This is a genomic window from Desulfamplus magnetovallimortis, assembly GCF_900170035.1.
GTDB classification, from domain to species: domain Bacteria; phylum Desulfobacterota; class Desulfobacteria; order Desulfobacterales; family Desulfobacteraceae; genus Desulfamplus; species Desulfamplus magnetovallimortis.
Genome location: NZ_LT828550.1, coordinates 69,011 through 92,014, shown reverse-complemented (window position 1 = coordinate 92,014; position 23,004 = coordinate 69,011). Strand labels below are relative to the sequence as shown.

At 40.1% G+C, this 23,004-nt stretch carries 17 protein-coding genes; 5 read left to right on the top strand and 12 right to left on the bottom strand.

Translation table 11 applies throughout. The annotated features are described in order from the left end of the window. Window positions 1-18 precede the first annotated feature (18 nt). Window positions 19-1,683: an SDR family NAD(P)-dependent oxidoreductase gene (locus tag MTBBW1_RS17455; protein WP_087881796.1), complete on the top strand. Its 1,665-nt coding sequence runs from the start codon at window positions 19-21 to the stop codon at window positions 1,681-1,683. 502 nt (window positions 1,684-2,185) lie between these two features. On the opposite strand, the gene MTBBW1_RS17445 is transcribed toward MTBBW1_RS17455, so the two are convergent. The 5 genes from MTBBW1_RS17445 to MTBBW1_RS17425 form a co-directional block, all read right to left on the bottom strand. Next, window positions 2,186-3,850 carry a methyl-accepting chemotaxis protein gene (locus MTBBW1_RS17445; protein WP_080805354.1) on the bottom strand — a complete coding sequence of 555 codons (1,665 nt, stop codon included), beginning with the start codon at window positions 3,848-3,850 and terminating at the stop codon, window positions 2,186-2,188. A gap of 261 nt (window positions 3,851-4,111) precedes the next feature. Continuing rightward, on the bottom strand, window positions 4,112-4,639 hold the full coding sequence (locus MTBBW1_RS17440; protein WP_186441434.1) for a cytochrome c family protein: 528 nt from the start codon (window positions 4,637-4,639) through the stop codon (window positions 4,112-4,114). A gap of 51 nt (window positions 4,640-4,690) precedes the next feature. Further along, entirely contained in the window at window positions 4,691-5,107 is a 417-nt protein-coding gene (locus tag MTBBW1_RS17435; protein WP_080805352.1) for a hypothetical protein, read from the bottom strand. Continuing rightward, window positions 5,100-5,858 carry a hypothetical protein gene (locus MTBBW1_RS17430; protein WP_080805350.1) on the bottom strand — a complete coding sequence of 253 codons (759 nt, stop codon included), beginning with the start codon at window positions 5,856-5,858 and terminating at the stop codon, window positions 5,100-5,102. Before MTBBW1_RS17430 ends, MTBBW1_RS17435 begins: the two co-directional genes overlap by 8 nt. 26 nt (window positions 5,859-5,884) lie before the next feature. Beyond that, complete coding sequence (locus MTBBW1_RS17425; RefSeq protein WP_080805348.1) at window positions 5,885-6,592, bottom strand: hypothetical protein; 708 nt, start codon at window positions 6,590-6,592, stop codon at window positions 5,885-5,887. A 705-nt stretch (window positions 6,593-7,297) separates the two neighbouring features. On the opposite strand from MTBBW1_RS17425, the gene MTBBW1_RS17420 reads away from it, so the two are divergent. Next, complete coding sequence (locus tag MTBBW1_RS17420) at window positions 7,298-8,047, top strand: hypothetical protein (protein WP_139786803.1); 750 nt, start codon at window positions 7,298-7,300, stop codon at window positions 8,045-8,047. A gap of 204 nt (window positions 8,048-8,251) precedes the next feature. Here MTBBW1_RS17420 and MTBBW1_RS17415 read toward each other — a convergent pair whose 3' ends face one another. The 3 genes from MTBBW1_RS17415 to MTBBW1_RS17405 all read right to left on the bottom strand — a co-directional run bounded on the left by MTBBW1_RS17415 (window position 8,252) and on the right by MTBBW1_RS17405 (window position 15,262). Continuing rightward, on the bottom strand, window positions 8,252-8,461 hold the full coding sequence (locus MTBBW1_RS17415) for a hypothetical protein (RefSeq protein WP_080805343.1): 210 nt from the start codon (window positions 8,459-8,461) through the stop codon (window positions 8,252-8,254). Between the two features lie 76 nt (window positions 8,462-8,537). Next, complete coding sequence (locus tag MTBBW1_RS17410; RefSeq protein ID WP_080805341.1) at window positions 8,538-11,093, bottom strand: BamA/TamA family outer membrane protein; 2,556 nt, start codon at window positions 11,091-11,093, stop codon at window positions 8,538-8,540. Between the two features lie 245 nt (window positions 11,094-11,338). Then, complete coding sequence (locus MTBBW1_RS17405) at window positions 11,339-15,262, bottom strand: translocation/assembly module TamB domain-containing protein (RefSeq protein WP_080805338.1); 3,924 nt, start codon at window positions 15,260-15,262, stop codon at window positions 11,339-11,341. A 564-nt stretch (window positions 15,263-15,826) separates the two neighbouring features. Between MTBBW1_RS17405 and MTBBW1_RS17400 the strand changes: the two genes are divergently transcribed. Beyond that, window positions 15,827-16,135: an STAS domain-containing protein gene (locus MTBBW1_RS17400; RefSeq protein WP_080805336.1), complete on the top strand. Its 309-nt coding sequence runs from the start codon at window positions 15,827-15,829 to the stop codon at window positions 16,133-16,135. 93 nt (window positions 16,136-16,228) lie between these two features. Further along, a complete protein-coding gene (locus MTBBW1_RS17395; protein WP_080805334.1) occupies window positions 16,229-16,606 on the top strand; it encodes a hypothetical protein in 378 nt (125 codons plus the stop codon). Between the two features lie 104 nt (window positions 16,607-16,710). Here MTBBW1_RS17395 and MTBBW1_RS17390 read toward each other — a convergent pair whose 3' ends face one another. Then, window positions 16,711-17,496 carry a hypothetical protein gene (locus tag MTBBW1_RS17390; RefSeq protein ID WP_080805332.1) on the bottom strand — a complete coding sequence of 262 codons (786 nt, stop codon included), beginning with the start codon at window positions 17,494-17,496 and terminating at the stop codon, window positions 16,711-16,713. Between the two features lie 39 nt (window positions 17,497-17,535). On the opposite strand from MTBBW1_RS17390, the gene MTBBW1_RS17385 reads away from it, so the two are divergent. Continuing rightward, entirely contained in the window at window positions 17,536-18,681 is a 1,146-nt protein-coding gene (locus MTBBW1_RS17385) for a DUF362 domain-containing protein (protein WP_080805330.1), read from the top strand. A 137-nt stretch (window positions 18,682-18,818) separates the two neighbouring features. Here the strand turns inward: MTBBW1_RS17385 and MTBBW1_RS17380 are convergent, their stop codons facing one another. From MTBBW1_RS17380 to rpsO, 3 genes are all read right to left on the bottom strand, one after another. Continuing rightward, window positions 18,819-19,673, bottom strand: coding sequence for an MBL fold metallo-hydrolase (locus MTBBW1_RS17380; protein WP_245809450.1), 855 nt, complete (start codon window positions 19,671-19,673; stop codon window positions 18,819-18,821). Between the two features lie 475 nt (window positions 19,674-20,148). Beyond that, window positions 20,149-22,230: a polyribonucleotide nucleotidyltransferase gene (gene pnp / locus MTBBW1_RS17375; protein WP_080805560.1), complete on the bottom strand. Its 2,082-nt coding sequence runs from the start codon at window positions 22,228-22,230 to the stop codon at window positions 20,149-20,151. A gap of 373 nt (window positions 22,231-22,603) precedes the next feature. Continuing rightward, window positions 22,604-22,873, bottom strand: coding sequence for a 30S ribosomal protein S15 (gene rpsO / locus MTBBW1_RS17370; RefSeq protein ID WP_080805327.1), 270 nt, complete (start codon window positions 22,871-22,873; stop codon window positions 22,604-22,606). Window positions 22,874-23,004 lie beyond the last annotated feature (131 nt).

Sequence of the window (23,004 nt, the reverse complement as noted above, 5' to 3'; positions counted from 1 at the left end):
CTTGACTGCATTCCCATTATGGAAAAAATTGCAGAAAATTCAGAGATTCTGGCCATGCTCACTGAAAAGGAGAGGATAGCCCTTGTTACAGCAGCAGGAAAAATATCCCGCCCTGACCGCAAGGAGATAAAAAAACGAAACAAAGAGAAAAAAAGGCTGGAAAGAGTTGCAGTTGCAGAAAAGGAGAAAAAATTGAGGGCTGCAACAGGAATCCGTAAAGCAAGGGAAGCTGAGGTTTTTGTTGCTCCTGTACAGATTTCATATGGAGATCATAAGCATTTAGCCTTTTCAGGTGCATCCGATGAACAAGCTAATTCCAACTCGGAAGATGCACCTATCTTCTGCTCAAAAAATCATTCTGAAAATGAACCTCCTGAACTCAAAAGCCCCCGCAACTGCTATGTATGCAAAGCAGAATTTACAAAACTTCACCATTTTTATGATACCATGTGCCCTGAGTGTGCAGAGTTTAATTATCAAAAACGTTTTCAGACTGCTTCTCTTAAAGGCCAGACAGCCCTGATAACAGGATCGCGACTTAAGATTGGGTATCAGGCAACCCTTATGATGCTTCGGGCAGGAGCAAGGGTAATTGCAACAACAAGGTTTCCCAAGGACTCTGCCCTGCGTTTTTCCAGGGAGCCAGATTTTTCTCAATGGAAGCACAGACTTCATATATACGGTCTTGATCTTCGCCATATCCCAAGTGTTGAGATATTTGCTGATTTTATTGAAAAAACATATCAGCGACTTGATATACTCATCAACAATGCTGCCCAGACTGTCCGGCGTCCACCAGGATTCTATGCACACCTGATGGAAAATGAAAACATAGAGATATCTGATTTTCCACCGGATGTTCAAGCCCTTCTTTATGATTATCAGGAGTGCCTGTTTCAACTTGGTGGTAACAATGGAGGATACAAAGAAACGGAAGAGATAGCTGAAACAACAGAAAAGACATCTGAAAAAACAGATATAATAGACGAAGACCCAGCCATGAAAGCAGATACACTCCTTAAAGGTGTTTTGCCTGCAAACTACAATCAACAAACCAGCACCTCTTCAGGAATTGGATTGAGCATGTCTGCCAAGCTATCACAGTTTCCATATTCCTGTGATCATTCCCTTGATGTTCAGAGTGCATTTCCGACAGAGAAACTTGATGCCGACCTTCAGCAGGTAGATTTAAGAAAGACAAACTCATGGCGGCTAAAGCTTGGGGAGATAGAGACCTCTGAGATGCTGGAGATCCAGCTTGTGAACTCTGTTGCTCCATTTGTGCTGTGCAACCGCCTTACCGATCTTATGAAAAAGGATTACACAGGTAAAAAACACATTGTTAATGTCTCTGCCATGGAAGGAAAATTCCTAAGATTTAAAAAAGGAAGCCGTCACCCACACACCAACATGGCAAAAGCCGCCCTTAACATGCTCACCCATACAGCCGCCGACGGGCTTGCAAAATACGGGATTTTCATGAATGCAGTTGATACAGGATGGGTCACTGATGAAGATCCTGCCATTCTGGCAAAACTCAAACAGGAACGCCACGATTTCCAGCCCCCCCTTGATATTGTTGACGGAGCTGCAAGGGTGTGTGATCCCTTTTTTCATGGTATTATTACAGGAAAGCATTGGTGCGGAAAATTTCTGAAGGACTACTTTCCCATTGACTGGTAACAGGTAATTATGGATGAAAAATCGAAGCTCTGACTCAAAGCGGTTCCTTGTGCTATCTCTCTATATTGGTACATGGTTTATATTGAATTTGCCAGTTTTAGCACTGTTATCTTTCATAGAAATTTATATACATGGCAATGAACTACAACCAGCAATAGTAACAGCATCAAAAAATCCATTTTTACTGTTGAGCAATTTTTTAATTTTCGGAATTTTGACAAAACAACTTTTTCCAAAACTTGAAATAACTCTTTCAAAGTCAGACAGAATTTTTTTAATCACACTTTTTTTGTTAATGATTGGATTGACAGCTTTAATAACATTTTCACTTGGCAAAATATCTATTTAAGGCAGCATTGGTTTAATTGATAAAAGCCATATTTGATCCGACATTATATCGATTTTCCATAACCTATTGATTTTATTACAACCCATATTTTTAAGAGTTCAATAAAATCAGACACTTAGCTAAAATCGATATAATGACTATTGCATTACTGCATTATACCTTAAAACTGGACATCATACCTGCCAGCTCTTCTGCCATTTTTTTCAACTGCACGGACTTTTCACTCACGGTTTCACCATCAATCCGAATCTGGCTTGCTGCACTGCTGATAACCGTAATGTCAGCGGCTACTTCCTTTGCTGTGGCAGCTCCCTGGTTGACTGTCTGGTTGACATCGGAAACCCCTGTGGAAATTTGTGTTATGTTGCCTGAAATCTCCTGAGTAGTTATGGCCTGTTCCTCAACTGCCGAGGCAATTGTCGTTATGGCATCGCGGGAATCTTCAACTGTTTTTGAAATATCCTGAATGCTTGTGACTGTCTCATGTGCCTTTTGCTTCATCCATCTTAAGGTTTCATCAACCTTTATTGTGGAGTTTGAAGTCTCCACAGCAAGATCGGAAATCTCTGCTGCAACAACGGCAAATCCTTTGCCTGCCTCACCTGCCCTGGCAGCCTCGATTTTGGCATTAAGCGCAAGCAGCCCCACCTGTTCTGATATTTCGCGAATTCCGTTCGTGACTTCATCAATGGCAGAGGCAGCCTTACCAAGCTCATCAACAACATTTGCAGTATGCATAAAAGCTTCTGCTGCCTTTTCAATTGTGAATTTTGCCTGTCCTGTACTTTTTGAAATTTCACCGGCTGTTGTATGCATCTCCTCAGCCGCAGATGCCATCATGCTTACATTGACTGTTGTCTCCTCCATTGCAGAGGCAATGGTCTGAAGAGAGCTGCTCATCTCTTCGGCCGAAGATGCAACCCTCTGAGACTTGCCAGATGTTTCAGTAACATGAGTCGATAAAGTTGAGGAGACATCTTCAAGGGTCAAGGAAAAAAGATTGAGATCATTACAGTTCTCAATCACCCTGCGTATCATGCTGCTGAGTTCAGCATTCAATTTTTTTGTGCCCATAAGAATGGTGCTGATTTCGTTATTTCCGGTTACCACAATGTCTGTTGTAAAATCGCCCTTGCTCATCTGCTGGGATATAGCTGTCACAAGTGATAATCTGGTATTTACAAGATAGTGAAAAAGAACCCAGATCATCACAATAATTGCAATAAGCCCTACAACTCCAATTAAAAGGCTTATATTGCGGGAGTACTGCATATTTGCAAGTGATTCAGCTTCTGAAGAGCAGACAGTAATTCCACCAAGTATCTCTCTTGAGCTTCCATGACAGTGAAAGCATCGCTTTTCATTGGGAATAACTTTATGTGATATGGTAAAAGGCTCTCCGTCAAATCTTCCGTTATACATTGAATCGGAACTATCGCCATTTTCAAGCAGAGCCTTAAGAGCAGAACCAGCCTCAATGCCTACAATATCCATAATCTGCTTATGTTCATATCCGGAATCTGTTGTAAATGATATCTTGCCGTTAAAATCATACACAAATACTTTTAGCCCGGAAAGATTATCATGAAGCCGTTTAAACTGTGTTTTAACCACATCATTATCGCCAATGGCCAAGGCATCAAACATGCCACCTTCCACAGCATCTGCAAGCATCATATTCTGTTGCCCTGCCTGGATTGTATGTAATGAATTTTGCGATTTAACAATATTCCAGACAAAAATCGCAAACACAAGAATAACAATAACAGATATACATGACATAAAGTGAAGCCATAATTTTTTTGTTATAAAAGACACTGTTTGACCCCTTATTATATTTTTGACCCACTAAAAAAAGCGGATACAGAAAATTTTATCATTCTTCAAGAAAGAGCTTTCTTGCAGAACCTTCCCGAATCAATAGCTACATAATACTCATATAGCTTTCCAGAAAAATATTATATTTTTTGGTAAAAAAATTAATACAGATAACAGATGGTTAGACTTTTCCATTATCAATTGAATTATCTGGAATACTATAGTTGATGATATTGTCTGTTATATTCTTCCTTGAAAAGATCAGTGAGCACCGCCAAAAAGCAATGGCTTAAAATCAAATGCATCAACTCGATCTTCGCTGTGGCAGTGATTACAATCTTCAATGGAAAGCTCTGTTATTATATCCTCCGGGTCCTGGGACTCCACATGAACACTTCCAGGGCCATGACACACTTCACAACCGGCATTTTTAAGTTCCGGAGTCTCTGTTTCAGATATGAATCCTCCAGGTTTGCCATAACCTGTGGTATGACATTCAAAACACGATTCAAACTCTGATTCAGTCAATTTACTGCGCATTACAGCAATGCTTTCATAGGATGTGGCTTTCTTTGCATAGTTTTCAAAATGAGTATGTTGCTCCTCGTGGCACTCACTGCAAATCTTTGATCCCACAAACGTCTTGTCATCTCCGGATGCAGGGTAAATAAGCCCCAAAAATGTTAAAACTAAAAAAAGAATAGATAAATAATTTTCATAATCTCTCCTGATTTTTCCTTCAAGGTCTATCTGTCGGGTAGAGCAGCACTTAAAAATGCACAATTTCAAGTAATCATCCTCAAAAATTACCCGACAGTTTGAACTTGAAGAAGCATTAAGTTAATTGGGTGGAAAGAGCTTATAAAGATTATAGGAGTTTCTGTCTGTATTTTCCAGCCAGCTCAAAACTAAATCCTGAATCTTCTGAAAGCTTTTTAAAGTCTCGTTTCTCAGTGTATATATATTGAATGTTTCACCATCATAGCGTGCTTTTCTTGAATCATCTTCAAGTTGTCTGTATCTGCCATAAATACTTCGCAACTGAGGCACCTCCCTCATTCTGTTCTGAAGTGACATGTGATTTGAATAGTGCTCCTCGCATGTAGCATCAAAATAGGCCTGAATATAGTGCAATGCCATGTAATAGATAATAATCACTGACCACTCTATGTGCTCTGACGGGTCAGGGGAGGACAAATGCATCAATGCCTTGTAATTTTTGTCTATAATTTCAAAATGAGCCTCTTTATCAGGCATCAATACTCCTTTTATGAAAAAGAACTCTCTTGTCCTTTATTATTGAATTCAAATCAACATTATCATGGAGCCAGTCCACCCTGAAGTAGAATTGCTCCCCTGTATATTTTTCAGAAACGCGGATTTCAATGTCGTAGATTCTTTCTGTCACATCAAGATCCCTTGTTGTCAAAACAGTTGAGATACATTTTAATTCCGGCATTGTCTGGTAAAAAACAGCTTCAACACAAGGAAGGTCGCGAACACACTTAAGATAGTAGATTTCAGGTCTTGAGATATCCTCACTCTCTTCAAGAATCTGCTGGATTTCAGAAAACTCTGATGAGCTGTCAGATGTTACAGTATCAAGCTCCAGATCATAAATTGACTCTTTTATTTTTCTGTTTCTCTGGGAATAAATAAATTTATTTAGATCAAAATATGGGGTTGTGGTTCTCTTGCCCAGGGTGATTGTATTTTCATCCATAAAGGAGAGGGGGTCTTCTTTCAGGATGGCGGAGCCATCTTTTAATGACAGAACTCTTTTCCCGTTTGCCAGAATACGGCCACCATCTTTTAATCTAATACCTGCATTGCCTTTTGAATCAACAGAATCGGTACCTGATCTCCTATCAATAAAACAGGAGTATTCACTCAATCCCGATGGCCAGGAGTGTTCAACAATAAATGGCCTGCTTGTAGTATCCTGATCTTCATAAAAAATAAATGCCGAAGAGTCAGAGCTTCTTTTATTTGATCCTGCTGTAAACATCTTTTTATCTTCTCTTTTGAAGTGTGTTAGAAAAAAAGAGCGGAAATGCTCTCCAGGTGATCTGGAATGGCAGAAAAAAAAGTCATAATGTCATCTGCTTTGAAATCTGCTCCTTCCTGACCTTCCATGTATGTGTTTATGTCATTTTCAACAAGTATTATGGGAGTTCTGGCCTTGTTTGCAAGTTTTGCACTTTTAAATTTTACCCATGAGTTTATGTGAAAACGGTCAAAAGGATATTTTTTAAGGGAATGAAGCTCAAAGGCTTCTGTATTATCAAAAACCTTTTGAGCAAAATGTTCGTTACAGAATTTTTTCACAATCATACCCGATGGCTTTTCCCTGTCCAGCGGCATAAATTTTTCCGTAACAAAACCAAGCTTTGCTGCCTTTGCATTGATACTTTTCTGGTAGAGACTGAAAAACGAACCTGCAAATTTTCCGAAAGAGACAACTGTAGGAACATTGACAGCAAGGTTGGCAGGCTGAAAAAAAGTAAGATTACTCCTCAAAAGAGAAACCTCAAATTTCCATGTGCCATCTTTGGAGGTAAGAATGATGCGGGGAATTTCAGGTGCTGCATCCTGTGCAACAGGGACACTTATAAACTCGCCATTAAATCTGCCACCGGAAATGGTCTGCACGGCATTTGCAATGGCAAGTCTGTCAGTGATACTGAATTCAGGGGTGAAAATAACTGCCATTAACTTGGCTGTTCTAAAATCAGGTTTCAATACAACTCCTCATTGATTATCTTTTCAAAATCAACATTTTATTTACTTTTACGATACATATTATATTGTCAAAATCAGAATTTACATGATAGTGTTTTGTTAAAGTTCACGGGCTGTCTGCTCATAATATGTAGTGCATTGTCAAAGCTAAAAATTAGGATTCGTTTAATTGTAGAGACACGGTCATGCCTTGTCTCTACAAAACGTTTTTCTGGCAGTGTTCTTTCGCTATCTGATTGTCAGGAACAAAACGCCTTGAACATTTCAATAGCATAAAAAATCACCCGATAGTTTAAACTTCCAAAAGCAGTAGTCTATATTTAACAAAAAAAGCCAAAAGTCAACCACACATTGAACATGAAAAACCCATACATCAGATTTTACATTTATTGATCTTCATCAGTAATCTCTCCGATGCAATCGGCCATAATAGACGGAATGCACTTCCTTCAGAAGGCAGGTACACTTTTTCGGAAAATTTTGAAACATTATTAAAGGATTTAAGGTTTAACCTTATGAAAAATCAGGATAATCCGTTAATCATGAAAATCATGCTTCAAAAAAAAGTAACTCGACAAATGGAAAATGCGTTCATATTCTGCTACAAATTGATTCAAGAGATTCTTTCCTATCGTGTTTGACACCCACCATTGCTTTCTGATACACAAAGGCGTACACTTGGAAAAACCAAAGGGGGGTAATGATTTGAAAAACAAATTAAATAAAATACTTGAGCAGACAAACGCTACGCTGATAAACGGTCTGATCTGCTGCATTGGTGTTATTTGCCTGTTTGCTGCACTGTTCACTCAAAATCAGGACGGTAGAAATATTTTATTGAGCATCGGATGCTCATTGATTGCCAGCTCTGTTGTTTCATATCTTACCTCGAAGTATCTGGTGCGGATGAACCGAATCAAAAATATTGTAGAGCATTGGGGGCTTGAAGCAATATATGAGACAAGACAAAAGATGAATCAAAGCACTGACGTGGCCTTTGAGTCTCTTGAAAACCATCTTGATATTATAGCTTGGGGATTGAAGTCGTTTCGAGACGCCAAGGATAGGGTTATCAGGGAAAAAGTGAAACGTGGTCTCAAAATTCGATTTGTCACACACCATCCAGATTCGGAGAACGTCAAACAGCGTGAAATCGACGAGAGAGAAGCACCCGGACAGATCAAACAGACAATTCTCCACCTGCAAAAATGGATTGAAGACCTTCAAAAGATAGCTCCAAAGCCTGAGAATATTCAGGTCAAATATTATGACAGTCTGCCTGAAGATTTTTATTTCAGAGTGGATGATCACGTCTTTATCGGCCCTTACCTTTACGGAATATCGAGTCAACAAACCATTTCTTATGAGTTCAAGGCTCCTGCTCATGGAGCAATGTATTACATGAATTATTTTGAAAGACTTTGGAATGATCCAGATTTCTGCATAAAACCTTAGCAATGGGTACAACAACCACGTAAACGCAGACCGCCTTGGTCATAGCCGCTCGGTTTTTTTTGGCTTCGTTGTATGGTACTCCAGATAATGAAATTTCAAATTATAACATGCTATTTTGATTTGCTTTTTGAGTACAAAAAACAAATCCGTTTTATGGAACGCTATAGTTCATGGCATGCCACCGGTATCGTTCCATACCGGCAGCTAGTCACAGGTAGGTTTTTTATAAGAAAGTCCCCGTGATTCAAGCCTTCTCAGGATTTTCATGCTTCGTTGTGGCAGATGTGTCTGCCATGTATGTTTATATGAAAGTCTCGGTAACAGCCTGTTTTTAAAACGACTTTCATCCCTTCGATTGTGGCAGAAATCTGCCATGTATGTTATATGAAAGTCCCCGCAAATGGCTGTTTTCATAAAGACTTTCATCCCTTCGATTGTGGCGGTCATCAGCCATGTACGTTATATCAATTTAACAAAAAACAAACAATACCTAAAATGTATATCCAACACTTAAATGAATCCGCCCTGAATCCTCCCCTTCATCCGGATCCAGCTTATGTCCATAAAGAATCCCCACAGGCCCTATGGGGGTTATATACCTTAATCCAAGGCCCACAGATGATCGAAAACCTCTGGACTCAACATCTGATTCAAGATCGTCAATGCGGCCTGTATCCACAAAGCAGTTAAGCTCAAACTGGGCAGGCAGCTCTATTCTGGCTTCAAGGGATGCACTGGCAGTTGTACGGCCGCCTGCCGGATCGTCACTTGAATCATATTCAAGCATGTTTTCCTTAAATCCCCTTACATCAGAGGTACCACCAAGAAAAAAGAGCTGATCTTCTGCCACACTATCTTCTGTACCAAAGGGCTGAATATATCCAAGGCGGGTTCTCAATGCAAACACAAGATGCTTAAAAGGTGTAATGTACTTTCTGAAATCAACCTTGTATTTAAGGAAACGGTCAAGATCACTGTCAAAACCTGTGAAAACATCCATAGATGCTGCTGAAAGCATTCCTGTTGTGGGACGAACTGATGAGTCCCTTGAGTCATATCCAAGGGAAAGAGAAGTTATCATTATATTCCTTGCATCCTGCTCTTCAGGTTCAACATCACCGTAGGTATTGCGGTTTTCATATTTCATGGTGAGGCCTGCTGTAAGTTTTCGGGTAAAAAGCGGTCTTGTAAAACCAGCCTCTGCACCCCAGGATTTTGTGCCAAAGTCCTGATTCAGCTCCTCCTGATCTTCAACATAAAGATTACCTGTTGCATTGATATTGCTGCCCCAGAAATAGGGCTTTGCAAGACCAGTTTCCGCTCTGTACCCAATGCCGCTTATTTTGGCTGCAACCCATGCATCAATTTCTCTGCCCAGAAAATTATTGTCCCCGACCTTGGTATCCAGAAAAAAGGTCTGCTCTGTATCATATCCTATTGCTGCCTCAAGAAAATATGGCATTTTCTCCTGAATCTCAACTTCAAGATCAGGTGCATTTTCCATCATAGCAAGCCCTGGCGCCTTTACCTGAACATATTTAACAGCGCTGCTCTCCCTTATCTGCTTTTCTGTCAAAAGCACTTTTTTAAGGGAAAAAGGTTCACCCGGGACAACTGCAACTCTTTTTTCAAGAACATCCTCTTTTAATCGTGTATTTCCGGAATACTTAATATTGCCAAAGCGGATAAATTGCCCTGGCTCAACTTTCCAGACAATATCTGCAAGACTTTTGTCAGAATTAAGTTCTGAACTGCCATGAACCTTGACATGGGGGTAACCCTTTTCAGAGACCATCATGCCCAACAGATTTTCATCGCTTGTAATCATGTACTCCCTGAATGGCTGGTCAGGTTTAAGAGAAATTTTTGACAAAAGTTCATCAACAGAAAGAACAGAGTTGTCAAATGACTCAAGTCCGGTTATCCGCACAGAGGAAACAAGTGTCTGGATTCCTTCATTAATGGATATCTCTATATCCACATACTGAAGATCATTTATGTTTTTTTCTGCTATATCAACATTTTTTTCCGTTATTGCAACGTCACTTTTCGCTGTTGCACTCTCACTTTTCTCTGTTGTAACTTCACTTTCAGCTATTTCAATATCACTCTCTTCAGAAGTTTCTTTTTTAAAGGATATTTTTTTCTCAACCCTTGCATTAAGAAAACCTCGACTCAAGTATAGTAGCTCAATGGCGTTAATATCCTTTTGTAACACTTTTTCATTAAATCCGCCAACCTCAAGCATACCTTTCTGACGGATCAACATGGCTGCCATGATATCCTTGATATCAATTTTCTGATTGCCCTTAACAATAAGTGCATTGACAACACTTTGGACACCCTCATTCACATTGTAAAGAACCTGCCAGACCTCCTGGCCGGAATCGTCCAGAATGACCCTGTTTTTCTCAAATGAGACTGCGACATCCTGAAATCCTGCATCAAGGTATTTCTGCCGGATGGAGACCTTGCCTTTTTTCAGGGCAGAGTCCTGAATATTTCCCTTTTCAACCAGATCAATCTGCTTCTCAAGATCCTTTTCAGAAAAAAAGATGTTGCCCTGGAATTGAAGCTCATATTTCAAACCTTCATTAATCTTGATATTAATATCAAGATCTGAAGCCACATAACTGTCTGAAACCTGGATTCCGTTACTATCTTGGGATGCATTTTCATCCTCACTTTCCATGTTAGATGAGGAGTCATCTCTGCTCCGGTTCAGGGAGTAGATAATATCAACATCTGGATATCCCTTTTGCCTGTACAACTCCACAAGTCCCTTTATATCTTTCTGGAGCCACTTTTCATTGAAACAGTTTAAACTGCCGGGCATCAGGGATGAGTGCCATGTTTTCATTCTCAGTTTTAAACGAGCAGTTGAAAATGCACTATTGCCATGCAGGTTAAACTCTTCAATATGGATACACTTTCGGGCAGTGGCAGCTTTATCAGTGGCTAACTCCTCTTTCTCCTCTGCATGGCAAACTCCATTGATCAATAAAAAACCCATCATCACCAAACATATAATTTTATTGTACCCCATTGTTTTTTCCAATGATTCTAAAAATAATTAATAATTCTAATTTGTTAACTTCAATAAATTGTCTTAATCAGGATACCCTGGATTAACAAAGATAAGGCAGGATTAATTATCCTGAACATCCTTTTCATCCTGGTTATCTTGATTCAGACAGCAAAAAAGATAAGTCAACAAAGCAACAATAATCACCCCGGGCATAAAAAACTCCAAGCCCGGAAACATAGTGTAGAGACAAGGCAGATAGTTATTCATCTGAATTCCAGCCTGTAGCGCACTTCACCTCCAAACTGACCTGCTGAATCCTGAAAACCGCTTACCGAAACATTATCCATAAGCTTGTATTCAGCAGAAGTTTTATGGACCATCTCTCCATCCTTGGTTTCTGCTCCATATTTAATTGTGATGTTGTCGGTAATCTCCTTACCCATGGTTACATTCATATCAGAGAGACCATTATCATCTGTGGAGTTTCCAAAACCCACCTCAAAAATATCAAGGCCTGTGGCAGCTTTCAGATTATCACTTACTGCCGATGCTGCAACCTGGGAGAGCATCCCTGCTGTGGACATTGTTGTACCGCCTTCGGCATTTATAAGTTCGCTTACGGTTTTACCCCTGAGAAGAAGCGATATAATATCGCCATCTTCAAGTTGCGGGTCTGAGGAGAGCTTGAAGTCAAGATTATCAGGAGTTCCAGAAACTGCAAGCATCACATCCCACTGGCGTACACTTCTGTGGGATTCAATGTCAAGCTCAGGTTCAATAACATAAGGGTTTACAAAGTCTATAATACCCTTTGTCAGGGTAAATTCACTGGACTGATAATTTATTGTTCCAGGGTTTATCTCGGATCTTCCGGAGACAGCGGGCGAAGCAGCATTGCCCATTACCTTGATGTCCGGATAAATCTCCATATATGCAAGATTGTTGTCCACAATAAAAGGGGTTTTGCCCTTTACTGCCACATCTAAAGCGATCTTCTCAAGAAGGGGGTCAGGTTCCTTTTTCTCCTTTGCCACTTTTCTCTCACGCTTTCTGCTTGTCAATGTTGAAAAGACCTCTTTTTCCACGCTTAAATCACGATTCCAGAGGCCATTTGCAACCATCACCTCACCGCTAACAAGGGCAGCTGACAGAACTGTTTTATCAAAAGTTGCATTGAATTTCAGATCAGAAAAAATATCCGCGGCCAAACCTTCAACCATATTAACGGGAATGGCCTCTGTTTTAAACGAGATGTTGATATTTTGCGGCATATAGTTATCAAGCTCTGCCCCACCCTTTAAAAGAAATGTTCCAGTACCGAATCGCCCTTTGATCTTTGTTATATCAATCCGGTTCAAGTCACCTGTGATTGTGCCATTGATCTTCTCAACACGACCAAAATCTTCAGGCAGGGTTACTGCTATCTCCTTAAATTGCAAGTTTGCATTGATACTGGCTCCTGAAAGATCAAGGGAAGCCTCATTAATGTTTTTGGATTCTGAGTTTTCACTCCCGACAGTTTGAGTTCCTTTTTTAAGACTTCCCAGATCCATTTTTCCATTAACGTCCATTATCAGAGTTCCTTCCATGGGGGGAAGATCAGGAACAAAAAGAGGGGCTGTACTCACAGGAATAACGGCTTTTGCATCTGCAACAACCTCACCTGAAATCCTGCCTAAAGCCGAGATTTCAACCTCTCCATTCTCCGGCAGAAGGATTTTAAATTTTTCCACCTCAAATGAATCTCCATCACTCCATGCTTTCAGGAACTTAAGATTGATAGTAGCGTTTTCATATTTTTGATGCCTTACCAAAATCTCATCAAAATTGCAGCGTGCCGTTACTTTGTCAGGAGAGTCAGCATTACCGCTTACCTTGATCTGCCCTGTGGTATGGCCTTCAATATCCTTTACACCTGCAAAGTTGAACCATGGCAGAAGGTCTGTGTCAGCAAAAACAGCTTCAGCAGAAAAATCCCTGGAATCCATATCAAAAAAAGCATCAATATCAAAATTTAACTTTCCTGCAATCCTTGCTTTCCGGTTTTTCAATGATATATATGCTGTAAAATCCTCAAAGGGTTTATCCATAACCTCAAGAGATTTAAGTGAAATATTACCATTTATTTCAGGATTATCAAAAGTACCTGAAGCTGATACTGAACAGATTGCAACACCTTTTAACATATCAGTTTTCCTTACAGCATCAATGCATAGAAGATCTATCCCCTTTGATGCCAGAACAACATTGAAGCGTTTGTTTTCATCAAGCCATCCATTCGCGTTTAAATTGTTGTTTTCAGCAAGTGTTACATCAAGTGACGGGATGGTAAGTTTCTTGTCCCTGTATTCTGCTTTAAGGTCAACCTTATCAATCTTTTCAGCTTCGTATTTAATATTTTCAGCAGTAAGGTCAACCTTTGCAATGAGATTATCAAGCGTCCCTTTCAAAGATGTTTTAAATTCAACCTTTCCTTCAATGTTCTGTTCATCTAAAAGCCCCAACCTGCCAAGTTCCTTTAAAATTATTGAGATATCAAAAGCCTCCCCTGGAACTGCTGTAAGATTGAGAAGAGGTGAAGCCATTGGCACATATTTACCAAAAGAGCCGTTCTGCTCCTTTTCAAGAACTGCAACGCTTCCCTTAATCTGAACATTGGCACCACAGGAGGAGATATCCATATTGCCTATATTAACCACACCATCTACAAGGGAAACTTTCAATTTTGTATCAACTGCCGGATATCCCTCATAAGTTGCCCCATCTGCCTGAAAATCAAGGTGAGCTTCAGGATTGTTCATATTGCCTGCAAGTTTTGCAGTAAAACCGCATTTGCCACCAATCCCTTTTATGCCTTCTGAGTCAAGTATTATGCCAGGCTCAATATCAGAACCAGCAATTGAAAAATCCCAGGAAATATCAGCCGGATCAATGGATGGATGTTTTACAGATGGATGTTTTACAGATGATGAAGATGGTTCTTTTACAGATGATGAAGATGGTTCTTTATCCATATCTGCTGATATTGGGGTTGTGGAAGCTTTATTTCCTGTTTCTGTACCCAGAAATCCTTGGGGAAATGCCTTTACAAGAGAAACCTTCCCGTCTGCTTTCAGTTTTGCATGGGGATGGTCAATTTCAAGTGAAGAGATTACAATCTCCCTTTTTTCCATAACTCCCTTAAATGAGAATTTTTCAATTTTTCTGCCCATTAGTGTTCCATCAGGATATTCAATTGTACAAAGGAGATAAGGATCATTTATACTGCCTCGAATTTCTGTATGAATTGAAATTCCACCACCAATATCATGCTCAAGTGACAACATCCTGACAATCTCTTCTGACACAATATTTGCATCAAGCGTAAAATCAAGATCAGGTGAAAAGGGAGGGTTTTCTGATGACAAAATAGTATCTGAAGGCAAAAGATTGGTAGCCTCACCTTTTATAACGATATCAGCAGCTTCAGAGTCAACAACAAGTGAGAATCCAGAGATGGAATCCACCAGAAAATGACCTTCCATTGCAACTTTTTCAAGTTTGCTCTTTACTCCTCCTGACTGTTCAAAACTGATATCTCCGGTTGAGATGGAAATATCAGCGGTTTTTTCAAAAAGATTTGCCTTTCCTGTAACTGCAAGATTATCCAGAGTGGCTTTAACTGCGTCTGCCTCTGAATGGTACGTAAATCTTCCATTTTTTATATTTAAAGAGTTTACTATTACATTAAAGTGAATATTTTTCATCACATCAGATTCAGGCTGAGGTTCCTTGTCACTCTCAACAGATTCAGGAAAAGCACCAAGAATATTTATCTTCTGATCCTGTGAAATAAAAATTTCTGCACGGGGGGATTCAATATTGAAGTGTTCCACCACTATTTCACCCCTGGCAAATCCTGAAGGAACAAGCAAAATATCTAACTTATCAACTCCTGCAATCTCTTTTCCATCAAGCAGAAGCTGAAAACCATCAATAGTTAACTTGCCTTTAAAAAAGGAGATATTCAACTTCTTCCAAACCATTGTGCCGGGAATGCGGGAATTAACCTGTTCCTGAATCATCTGACTGCAATGTTCTGAATTAATATAAAAAAAAGATGATGTTATGGCTAAAGCAATGACTACAAAAATAAAAATTACGCAATAGCCCGAAATAATAGCAAATCTTTTGAAGAATCGGCTCATTTGACTCCTAAGTTATTCTTTACCGTGAAAATGACTATCAGTTTTATATTTGGGGGTGATTGATACGTAATCAATCATGCCCGTTTACCGTGGAAATGGACACAAATTTCAGCATGCTTCATTTCCCAGTTTACACTTTCCGGAGAGAAAAACTCTGTGTGACGGGAATCTCTCACAAAAAAGTGTAAAGTATTTTTGGGTTCAAATGAAGGATGCCGAAAACAGATATTAATTTTGCGAAAAAAAAACGTGCTTCTTGATAACTGTTTTCTATAATGATAATCTTGCAGCCTGTTTACAATTTCAATGGTTTACATTATAATGGTATTTTAAAATAATTCCTGTTCTAAATTACTCTTTTCATAAACCAATTATTCAACTATGTAAAACAGTAAACTTAAAATTTTACACCAGCCAGAATAAATTTTCTGAAATACCCTGAAACGGACAAATCAGAACAAAAACAGCCCATCTGATTCTCTTGCCAAAATAACACAAGAATCAGAGGTAAAAATCTAAATTTAATATTACAAAATCTATTAACAACAAGGAGATACAAAACCAATGAGTGAAGTAATCAAAGAAGGTGAAAACACCATTATAAAACCTGGAACAAGCGTAGTAGCCTCAATGGCTGAAAATTTCAAACAGGAACTTCTGTCGGCAATCAACACATGTGAGGGTAAACTTATTATTGACCTTATAGGCGTTGAAATGGTTGATTCCGTAGGACTTGGAGTTATAATTGCCGCTCATAATACACTTGTCCAAAAAGGAAGTACTCTTGAAATCATCAATGTTTCAAGTGATATTTACGGACTTTTCAGCACCATGAGATTAAACAGACGATTCAAAGTTGAGAAATCGGCTTGATACTCCAATTATTAATATCAGCGTGATACCCAACTGAAAATATCAGTTTGATATTCTAACTCATTTGATAAACAAGGCGAGGAGGTGCGATACGTGAAAATCAATATGAAATCCAAACCTGTCATAAAAGCATCATTGTTTCTTGTTGCTTCTGCAATGTTGTTACTTAATGCCTGTAGCAATGATGAAAGCACAGGAGACTATTCCGGTGTAGGAAAACTAATATCGGACAGAAATAAGGCCAGGATAAGAAAAGCAGCTTCTGATTCCCAGGAGCAAAATTCCACGGATCAATCCTCATCGTTTAATGATGGCTCAGAAGACGCTTCATCTGAAAGAATCACACCAGGCCTTACTTTTGAAGAAAATGTAAAAATAGTAAGTGAGTCTTCTGGAAAAACCATAGCAAGGGCTATTGCATATCTGGATAAGAGTGGAAGGATTATCAATATAAGAATAATGAAAAACTGATAGCTTAGCCCCTTTAGCCTTTATAAAGATAAGGATGAGGGGCGCGCTACATTAATGCTCCTTTATGATATATAGATATATCATGCTAATATAAAAATATAGTTCTACTGTTTCCCGTCAAAAATACTCTTAAGAAGGGGTTCTACAGCATTTCTGTGTTCCGGCGGAATCATCAACAGCCGTGCCTTCCGGTTATATATAATATGAATCTTTTCATCATCATGTATAACAGAATCCCAGGTGCCAGCAGCAAGCATCATATCGGTAAAATTTCCAGTGATACCACCTGAGTCAAGATGCTCAATATACTGCATGAATATGTTGTTGACAGTAAGCGTCAAAGGGGAAATCTCTGCATATCCGCTCTTGAAGCAGTCAACCTCGGAAACAAGGCTTCTGCACCCAAATGGTCTTTTTTCATATATTGGGCAGAGGTGATCTTCACCCAGTAAGGGGCACTTTCCCCAGGAAGGGTCATTATCTTCAATCGGTATATCTCCACCATCCATGCAGATCTGTGCAAATCCATTGGTTGTAACCTCTGGATGATATCTTATGGCAGAACGATTCTGGTATATTAATGATATAAGTTTATACCTCTCATCCAATGACATTTGCGTTAGAATATATTCGCACTCAAGGGATGTCATTGTAACATTACAGGTACAGCATGTGTCACATCCTTTTTTGCAATGCCACTTTGACCTTTCTCTGTTTTGCGGAGCATCCCGACGCCTGTCCAAATCTGCCGTTCCCTGATACTGCTGACCTCTGTTTTTATCCTCAGATGTAGATAAATCTAATAATTGATGATAAAAATATTTTTCGTACAATATATAGAGACGTTCCAGTTCCTTTAACTGATCTATTCCATATGATTTTTTAAACATGATGATTCACCACTCTTCTCATTATCAGGAGTTTTTAAAATGACAAAAAATTTATCAAATGAATCCAAAGTTTACTTCACGGATTTTAAAGCCAATTCAAGGGAGAACCTTCCTGACAAACTTCAACGTATGATTGAAACAGCCGGCATACTTGATGTACTTGATAAAAAGGATCTGACAGCAATAAAATTGCACTTTGGAGAAAAGGGCAATGTTGCTTTTATAAGACCGCCTTATATAAGAAGGATTATACAGACCGTTCGCAAAGCAGAGGCACTTCCGTTTCTAACCGATGCCAACACCCTCTATGCAGGTACCAGAAGCAACACTGTCTCACATATACAGACTGCTGTTGAAAACGGATTTTCATATTCAAGTATGGATGGCGCACCTATTATAATTGCAGATGGCCTAAGAGGCAAAAGCGAAACAGATGTAGAGATCAACCAGAAACATTGCCGTTATGTCCACATTGGAAGCGAAATTGTATCTGCGGATGCCTTGATTTCAGTGGCACATGTCAAGGGACATGAACTTTCGGGTTTTGGAGGTACTTTAAAAAATCTTGGCATGGGCTGTGCGTCCAGAAAAGGAAAACTTGAACAACACTCCAATGTAAGCCCTACAATCAAGAAAAAAAATTGCATAGGGTGTGGCAACTGTGCTGAACACTGCCCCGGCAATGCAATTTCACTTGAAGATAAAAAGGCATCCATCAATACAGAAGATTGTATCGGATGCGGAGAGTGCATATTAAGATGCCCGACAGGTTCTGTCAATATCCGCTGGAACCAGACAATTCCTGTTTTTCTTGAAAAAATGATGGAATACAGCCTGGGGGTTTTGAAAAACAAGGAAGGAAAATGCTTTTTCATCAACTTCGTAACAGACATATCACCTGCATGTGACTGCATGTCTTACAATGACCGCCCGATTGTGGGCGACATAGGCGTTCTGGCATCCAATGACCCGGTTGCCATTGACCAGGCAGCAGTGGATCTCATCAATGCAGAAGCAGCCCTTCCCGGAACCTGTCTTAAAAAAAATATCCAGCCCGGAGAAGATAAGTTCAAAGGACTTTATCCAGATGTCAACTGGGAAATACAGCTTGAATACGCTGAAAAAATTGGACTTGGAAACCGCCAATACACCCTTGAAAAGGTAAAGACTCTTACATGGAAATAGCAATACAGGAAAATTACAAATAAAAGAAGTGTGCTTTTTTTAAACATCCAACATAAATTATTACTATGAAAGCTTATCCACCAGACCCTCTACATGACTGGAAAGGTGAAAAATAGTTTAAAAAGGGTACACTCAAATCAGTTCAAATGAACCATTTCTCCTGGAGTGTCCGGCATTGCAACATCCACCTTGACAGGGGGCATCTTATGTGATGCCCCTAAAAAACGGTTCACTGTTTCCAGTGCTTTTTCAGGTGTATTGTTCTCCTCGCTCAGATGAGCAAGAATAACATGGGAGAGACACTTATCACCATTTACAACCCCTTCCTGTATCTCGCACAAAAGCTCGCCTGCCTCCTGATTTGAAAGATGCCCCCGCCTGCTTTTTATACGCTGTTTTAAATGCCACGGGTATGGACCATACTGCAACATTTCAGGATCATGATTGGCCTCAAGATATACAAGTGAACTACCTTTAAGATGAGATTTAACAAGGTTTGTCACAATACCAAGATCAGTGGTAATGGAAAGCTTTGCTTTAAGTCTTTCAAATGTAAACCCTGATGGATCCGCAGCATCATGGGATATGGAAAATGGATTTATGGTAAGCTCACCAATGTTAAATGGCCTGCCGCACTTGAAATAGTTAAGAAAATTAACACTGCCAAGCCTTGGAGATGCAGTATTAAATGTTTTTTCATTGATATAAAGGGGGATCTTATAACGACGGCTAAAAATACCGGCACCCTTTACATGATCTGTATGCTCATGTGAGACCACAACAGCATCTATGGATTGAGGAGATATCCCCCTTAATGCCATCCTGCGTTCAATCTCAACCCCTGAAAGACCTGCATCAACAAGAACAGCACTTTTACCGCCTGAAACATAGATGGCATTCCCTCTGCTGCCACTTGCAAGGGGGCATATGGAAAGAGACGGTAAAGAAGATGTCTGCATCGCTAATTTTATTCCCCTTTTTGATTTACTCAAAATCGACATCTTATTGCTTTTTCAGAAGTTATTGCAGTTGTCTGAACCAGGATAACCAGGATAACCAGGATGGATAGGATGCTCAGGATAGATAATCCTGCCTTATCTTGTTAATCTTGGGAATCCTGATTCAGACAGTGTTGACAACTCTTACAAGATCATAGGTGCCGACTTTGAGGATTTAACAATAACGTGAACAGATTTAAAATCTGTCCCCAAATTAATGAGCCTGTTGATTTAGTCGATTTTTGAAAAAAATACCACAATATAATGTGTTATAAATCAATTTCATATCCTTTATATTGTAGTGAACTCAAATATGTAAACACTTAATCAACAGAGTCATTGATACCCTTCATATTATTCCAAAAGTACTTTATACTTTCTGGATTGAAATTCCCGCTACCCAGAAGTTTTTCTCCGGAAAGTGTAAACTGGGAAATGAAGCATACCAATTATTTAAGGGTCATTTGTACTATGACTCCAGGACTGCTTTATGGCTGAGCCTGATTTTGCCATCCCTTGTAATATCAAGCACCTTTACCTTGAGCATCTCCCCCTCTTTAATAACATCAGTAACTTTTTTCACCCTATGGGCTGCAAGCTCTGAAATGTGAACAAGGCCATCTGTACCTGTTTTGATCCTTACAAATGCCCCAAAGTCAGTTGTCTTGACAACCTCCCCTTCATAAATGCCTCCGATCTCGGGATCAAGACAGATATCATTTATTATCTTTTCAGCAGCCTGACCGTTACTTTCGTTGTCAGCCGAAATTTTCACAAGACCTGTGTCATCAACTTCTATTGTGGTTGAGGTGTCAGCCTGAATTGATCTGATCATCTTGCCGCCAGGGCCTATCAAGTCTCGAATTTTGTCAGGATGAATTTTAAGTGTAACAATTTTTGGAGCATGGGGAGACATTTCCGATCTTGAGACATTAAGTGTATCAAGCATTCTGTCCAGAATATGGATACGACCATCCCTTGCCTGGGTCAGGGCTTTGACCATAATATCACGGGAAAGCTCCCTGATTTTTATATCCATCTGAAGAGCTGTTATACCTTCTCTGGTGCCGGCCACCTTGAAATCCATATCCCCAAAATGATCCTCATCTCCAAGGATATCACTTAACACAACAGTATTCTCATCATCCTGCACAAGGCCCATTGCAATACCGGAGACAGGTGCTTTTATGGGAACACCGCCATCCATCATGGCAAGAGTGCCAGCGCAAACGGTTCCCATTGAGGAGCTGCCGTTGGACTCCATCACCTCTGCAACGAGGCGGATTGTGTACTCAAACTCTTCTTTGACAGGAACAATTCTTTCAAGAGCACGGGTGGCAAGGGTTCCGTGCCCAATATCCCTGCGGCTCGGGCCACCTGGACGACGACACTCTCCCACTGAAAACGGAGGGAAGTTGTAATGCAGCATAAAGGGCCGGGACTCCTCACCACTCAAGGTTTCCACTCTTTGTTCATCCCTTCCGGAACCCAGGGTAAGAACACCCATAACCTGGGTCTCTCCCCTTGTAAAAAGAGCACTTCCATGGGGACGGGGAAGATTTCCCACCTCGCAGGTAATATCTCTTATCTCATCAAAAGCTCTGCCGTCAATTCGTCTCTTCTCTTTCAGGACAATCTGTCGGCTGCACTCTTTGACAAGGTCGCCGAAAGCAGCTTTAATCTGCTTCTCATTACCTTCAAACTCCTCTTCCATCTGAAGCATAACATCAGATCTGACCTGGTCAAGTGCCTTGCTGCGCTCCATTTTGCCCCTTGTCTGCACAGCATCATGAATTCTCTCCCATGAAAGCTCACGTACCTTTGTAACAAGTTCGGCATTCACCTGTGGTGGTTCAACAATTCGTTTTTCCCTGCCAAGGGCACTTTTAAGTTCGTGCTGCATCTCAATCAATGGCTGCATGGCATCATGGCCGAAGAATATTGCATCCAGCATCTCCTGCTCCGAAACAATATTGGCTCCACCCTCCACCATTATTACACCTGTTTTGGAACCGGCAACCACAAGTTCAATATCACTTTGAGCCATCTGGGCAATGGTGGGGTTTGCAACAAACTCCCCGTTTATCCTTGCCACACGCACACCTGCAATGGGTCCGGCAAAGGGGATATCAGATATTTCAAGGGCAGCAGAGGCTCCTACCATTGCAAGAACATCTGCTTCGTTTTCCCTGTCCATGGAAAGCACAGTGGCAATTATCTGTGTCTCGTATCCATATCCTTTTTCAAAAAGGGGCCTTATTGGTCGGTCTATGAGACGGCAGGTAAGGGTCTCTTTGTCGCTGGGCCTTCCTATTTCCCTTCTGAAATAGTTACCGGGGATTCTGCCGGCAGCATATATTTTTTCCTGATATTCAACTGAAAGGGGAAGAAAACCCATATCCTCTTTCAACTCTTTTGATGCCACAACTGTCACCAAAACCATGGTTTCGCCATACTGGACAACAACGGAACCAGATGCCTGTTTGGCAATCTTTCCGGAACTGATTGTCAGCTCCCTGCCATTTATGGTTGCTCTTACTACTGTCTCCATACATTCTCCTGTAAAAAAGGCGGTTTCCTCGGCATTCTCAATACCGAATAAACGCGCACATTCAACATCAATGAGATCATTGATGCTGCACATGCGAACTTATTCAGGTATCAGCAATGACCAGAAAATACCGCCCGTAAAAAAAAATCAGTTAAAAAATCCCACCCATAGAGGTCAGGTTATTAAATGCTAAAATGCTAATGTTTTGATGTTTTGATGTTTTGCACTTTCGGGGACAGATTTTAAATCTGTCCCCGTTCTTGCTTAAAATCTTCCTGCTTAAAATCTTCTTGCTTAAAATCTTCCTGCTTAAAATGTTCTTGCTTAAAATCTTCTTGCTTGAAGTCTTCTTGTTTGAAATATTCTCGTTCTTCTATCTTCTAAGACCAAGTTTTTCAATCAGAGAACGATATCTGTTGATATCTTTTCTCTTGAGATAATCAAGAAGACTACGGCGTCTTCCAACAAGAATCAAAAGACCGCGCCTTGAATGATGATCCTTTTTATGCACTTTAACGTGCTCTGTCAAATAACTGATTCTGTGGGTCAAAAGTGCAACCTGCACCTCCGGGGAACCAGTATCTGTAGCGTGTTGTTTGAATTGCTCAATCATCTCTTCTTTGTTTTCAGCTAATAATACCACGTTCGTAACTCCTTAATTGGAATAAATAATATAAATGATACTCTGCTATTCTCCTGTCCTGCTGCACCTCCTTATCCAATATTCCATTCAGACAGGGAAGAAGATAGAAAACACAGGAATGCAAAATATCA

What these genes read in the sequence shown, in the direction of transcription:
- pnp (WP_080805560.1), bottom strand. Translation starts at nt 22,230, where the DNA reads ATGGAGACAGTAGTAAGAGCAACCATAAATGGCAGGGAGCTGACAATC.
- MTBBW1_RS17405 (WP_080805338.1), bottom strand. Translation starts at nt 15,262, where the DNA reads ATGAGCCGATTCTTCAAAAGATTTGCTATTATTTCGGGCTATTGCGTA.
- MTBBW1_RS17455 (WP_087881796.1), top strand. Translation starts at nt 19, where the DNA reads ATGGAAAAAATTGCAGAAAATTCAGAGATTCTGGCCATGCTCACTGAA.
- MTBBW1_RS17435 (WP_080805352.1), bottom strand. Translation starts at nt 5,107, where the DNA reads ATGCCTGATAAAGAGGCTCATTTTGAAATTATAGACAAAAATTACAAG.
- MTBBW1_RS17415 (WP_080805343.1), bottom strand. Translation starts at nt 8,461, where the DNA reads ATGAAAACAGCCATTTGCGGGGACTTTCATATAACATACATGGCAGAT.
- MTBBW1_RS17400 (WP_080805336.1), top strand. Translation starts at nt 15,827, where the DNA reads ATGAGTGAAGTAATCAAAGAAGGTGAAAACACCATTATAAAACCTGGA.
- MTBBW1_RS17430 (WP_080805350.1), bottom strand. Translation starts at nt 5,858, where the DNA reads ATGTTTACAGCAGGATCAAATAAAAGAAGCTCTGACTCTTCGGCATTT.
- MTBBW1_RS17390 (WP_080805332.1), bottom strand. Translation starts at nt 17,496, where the DNA reads ATGTTTAAAAAATCATATGGAATAGATCAGTTAAAGGAACTGGAACGT.
- MTBBW1_RS17385 (WP_080805330.1), top strand. Translation starts at nt 17,536, where the DNA reads ATGACAAAAAATTTATCAAATGAATCCAAAGTTTACTTCACGGATTTT.
- MTBBW1_RS17410 (WP_080805341.1), bottom strand. Translation starts at nt 11,093, where the DNA reads ATGGGGTACAATAAAATTATATGTTTGGTGATGATGGGTTTTTTATTG.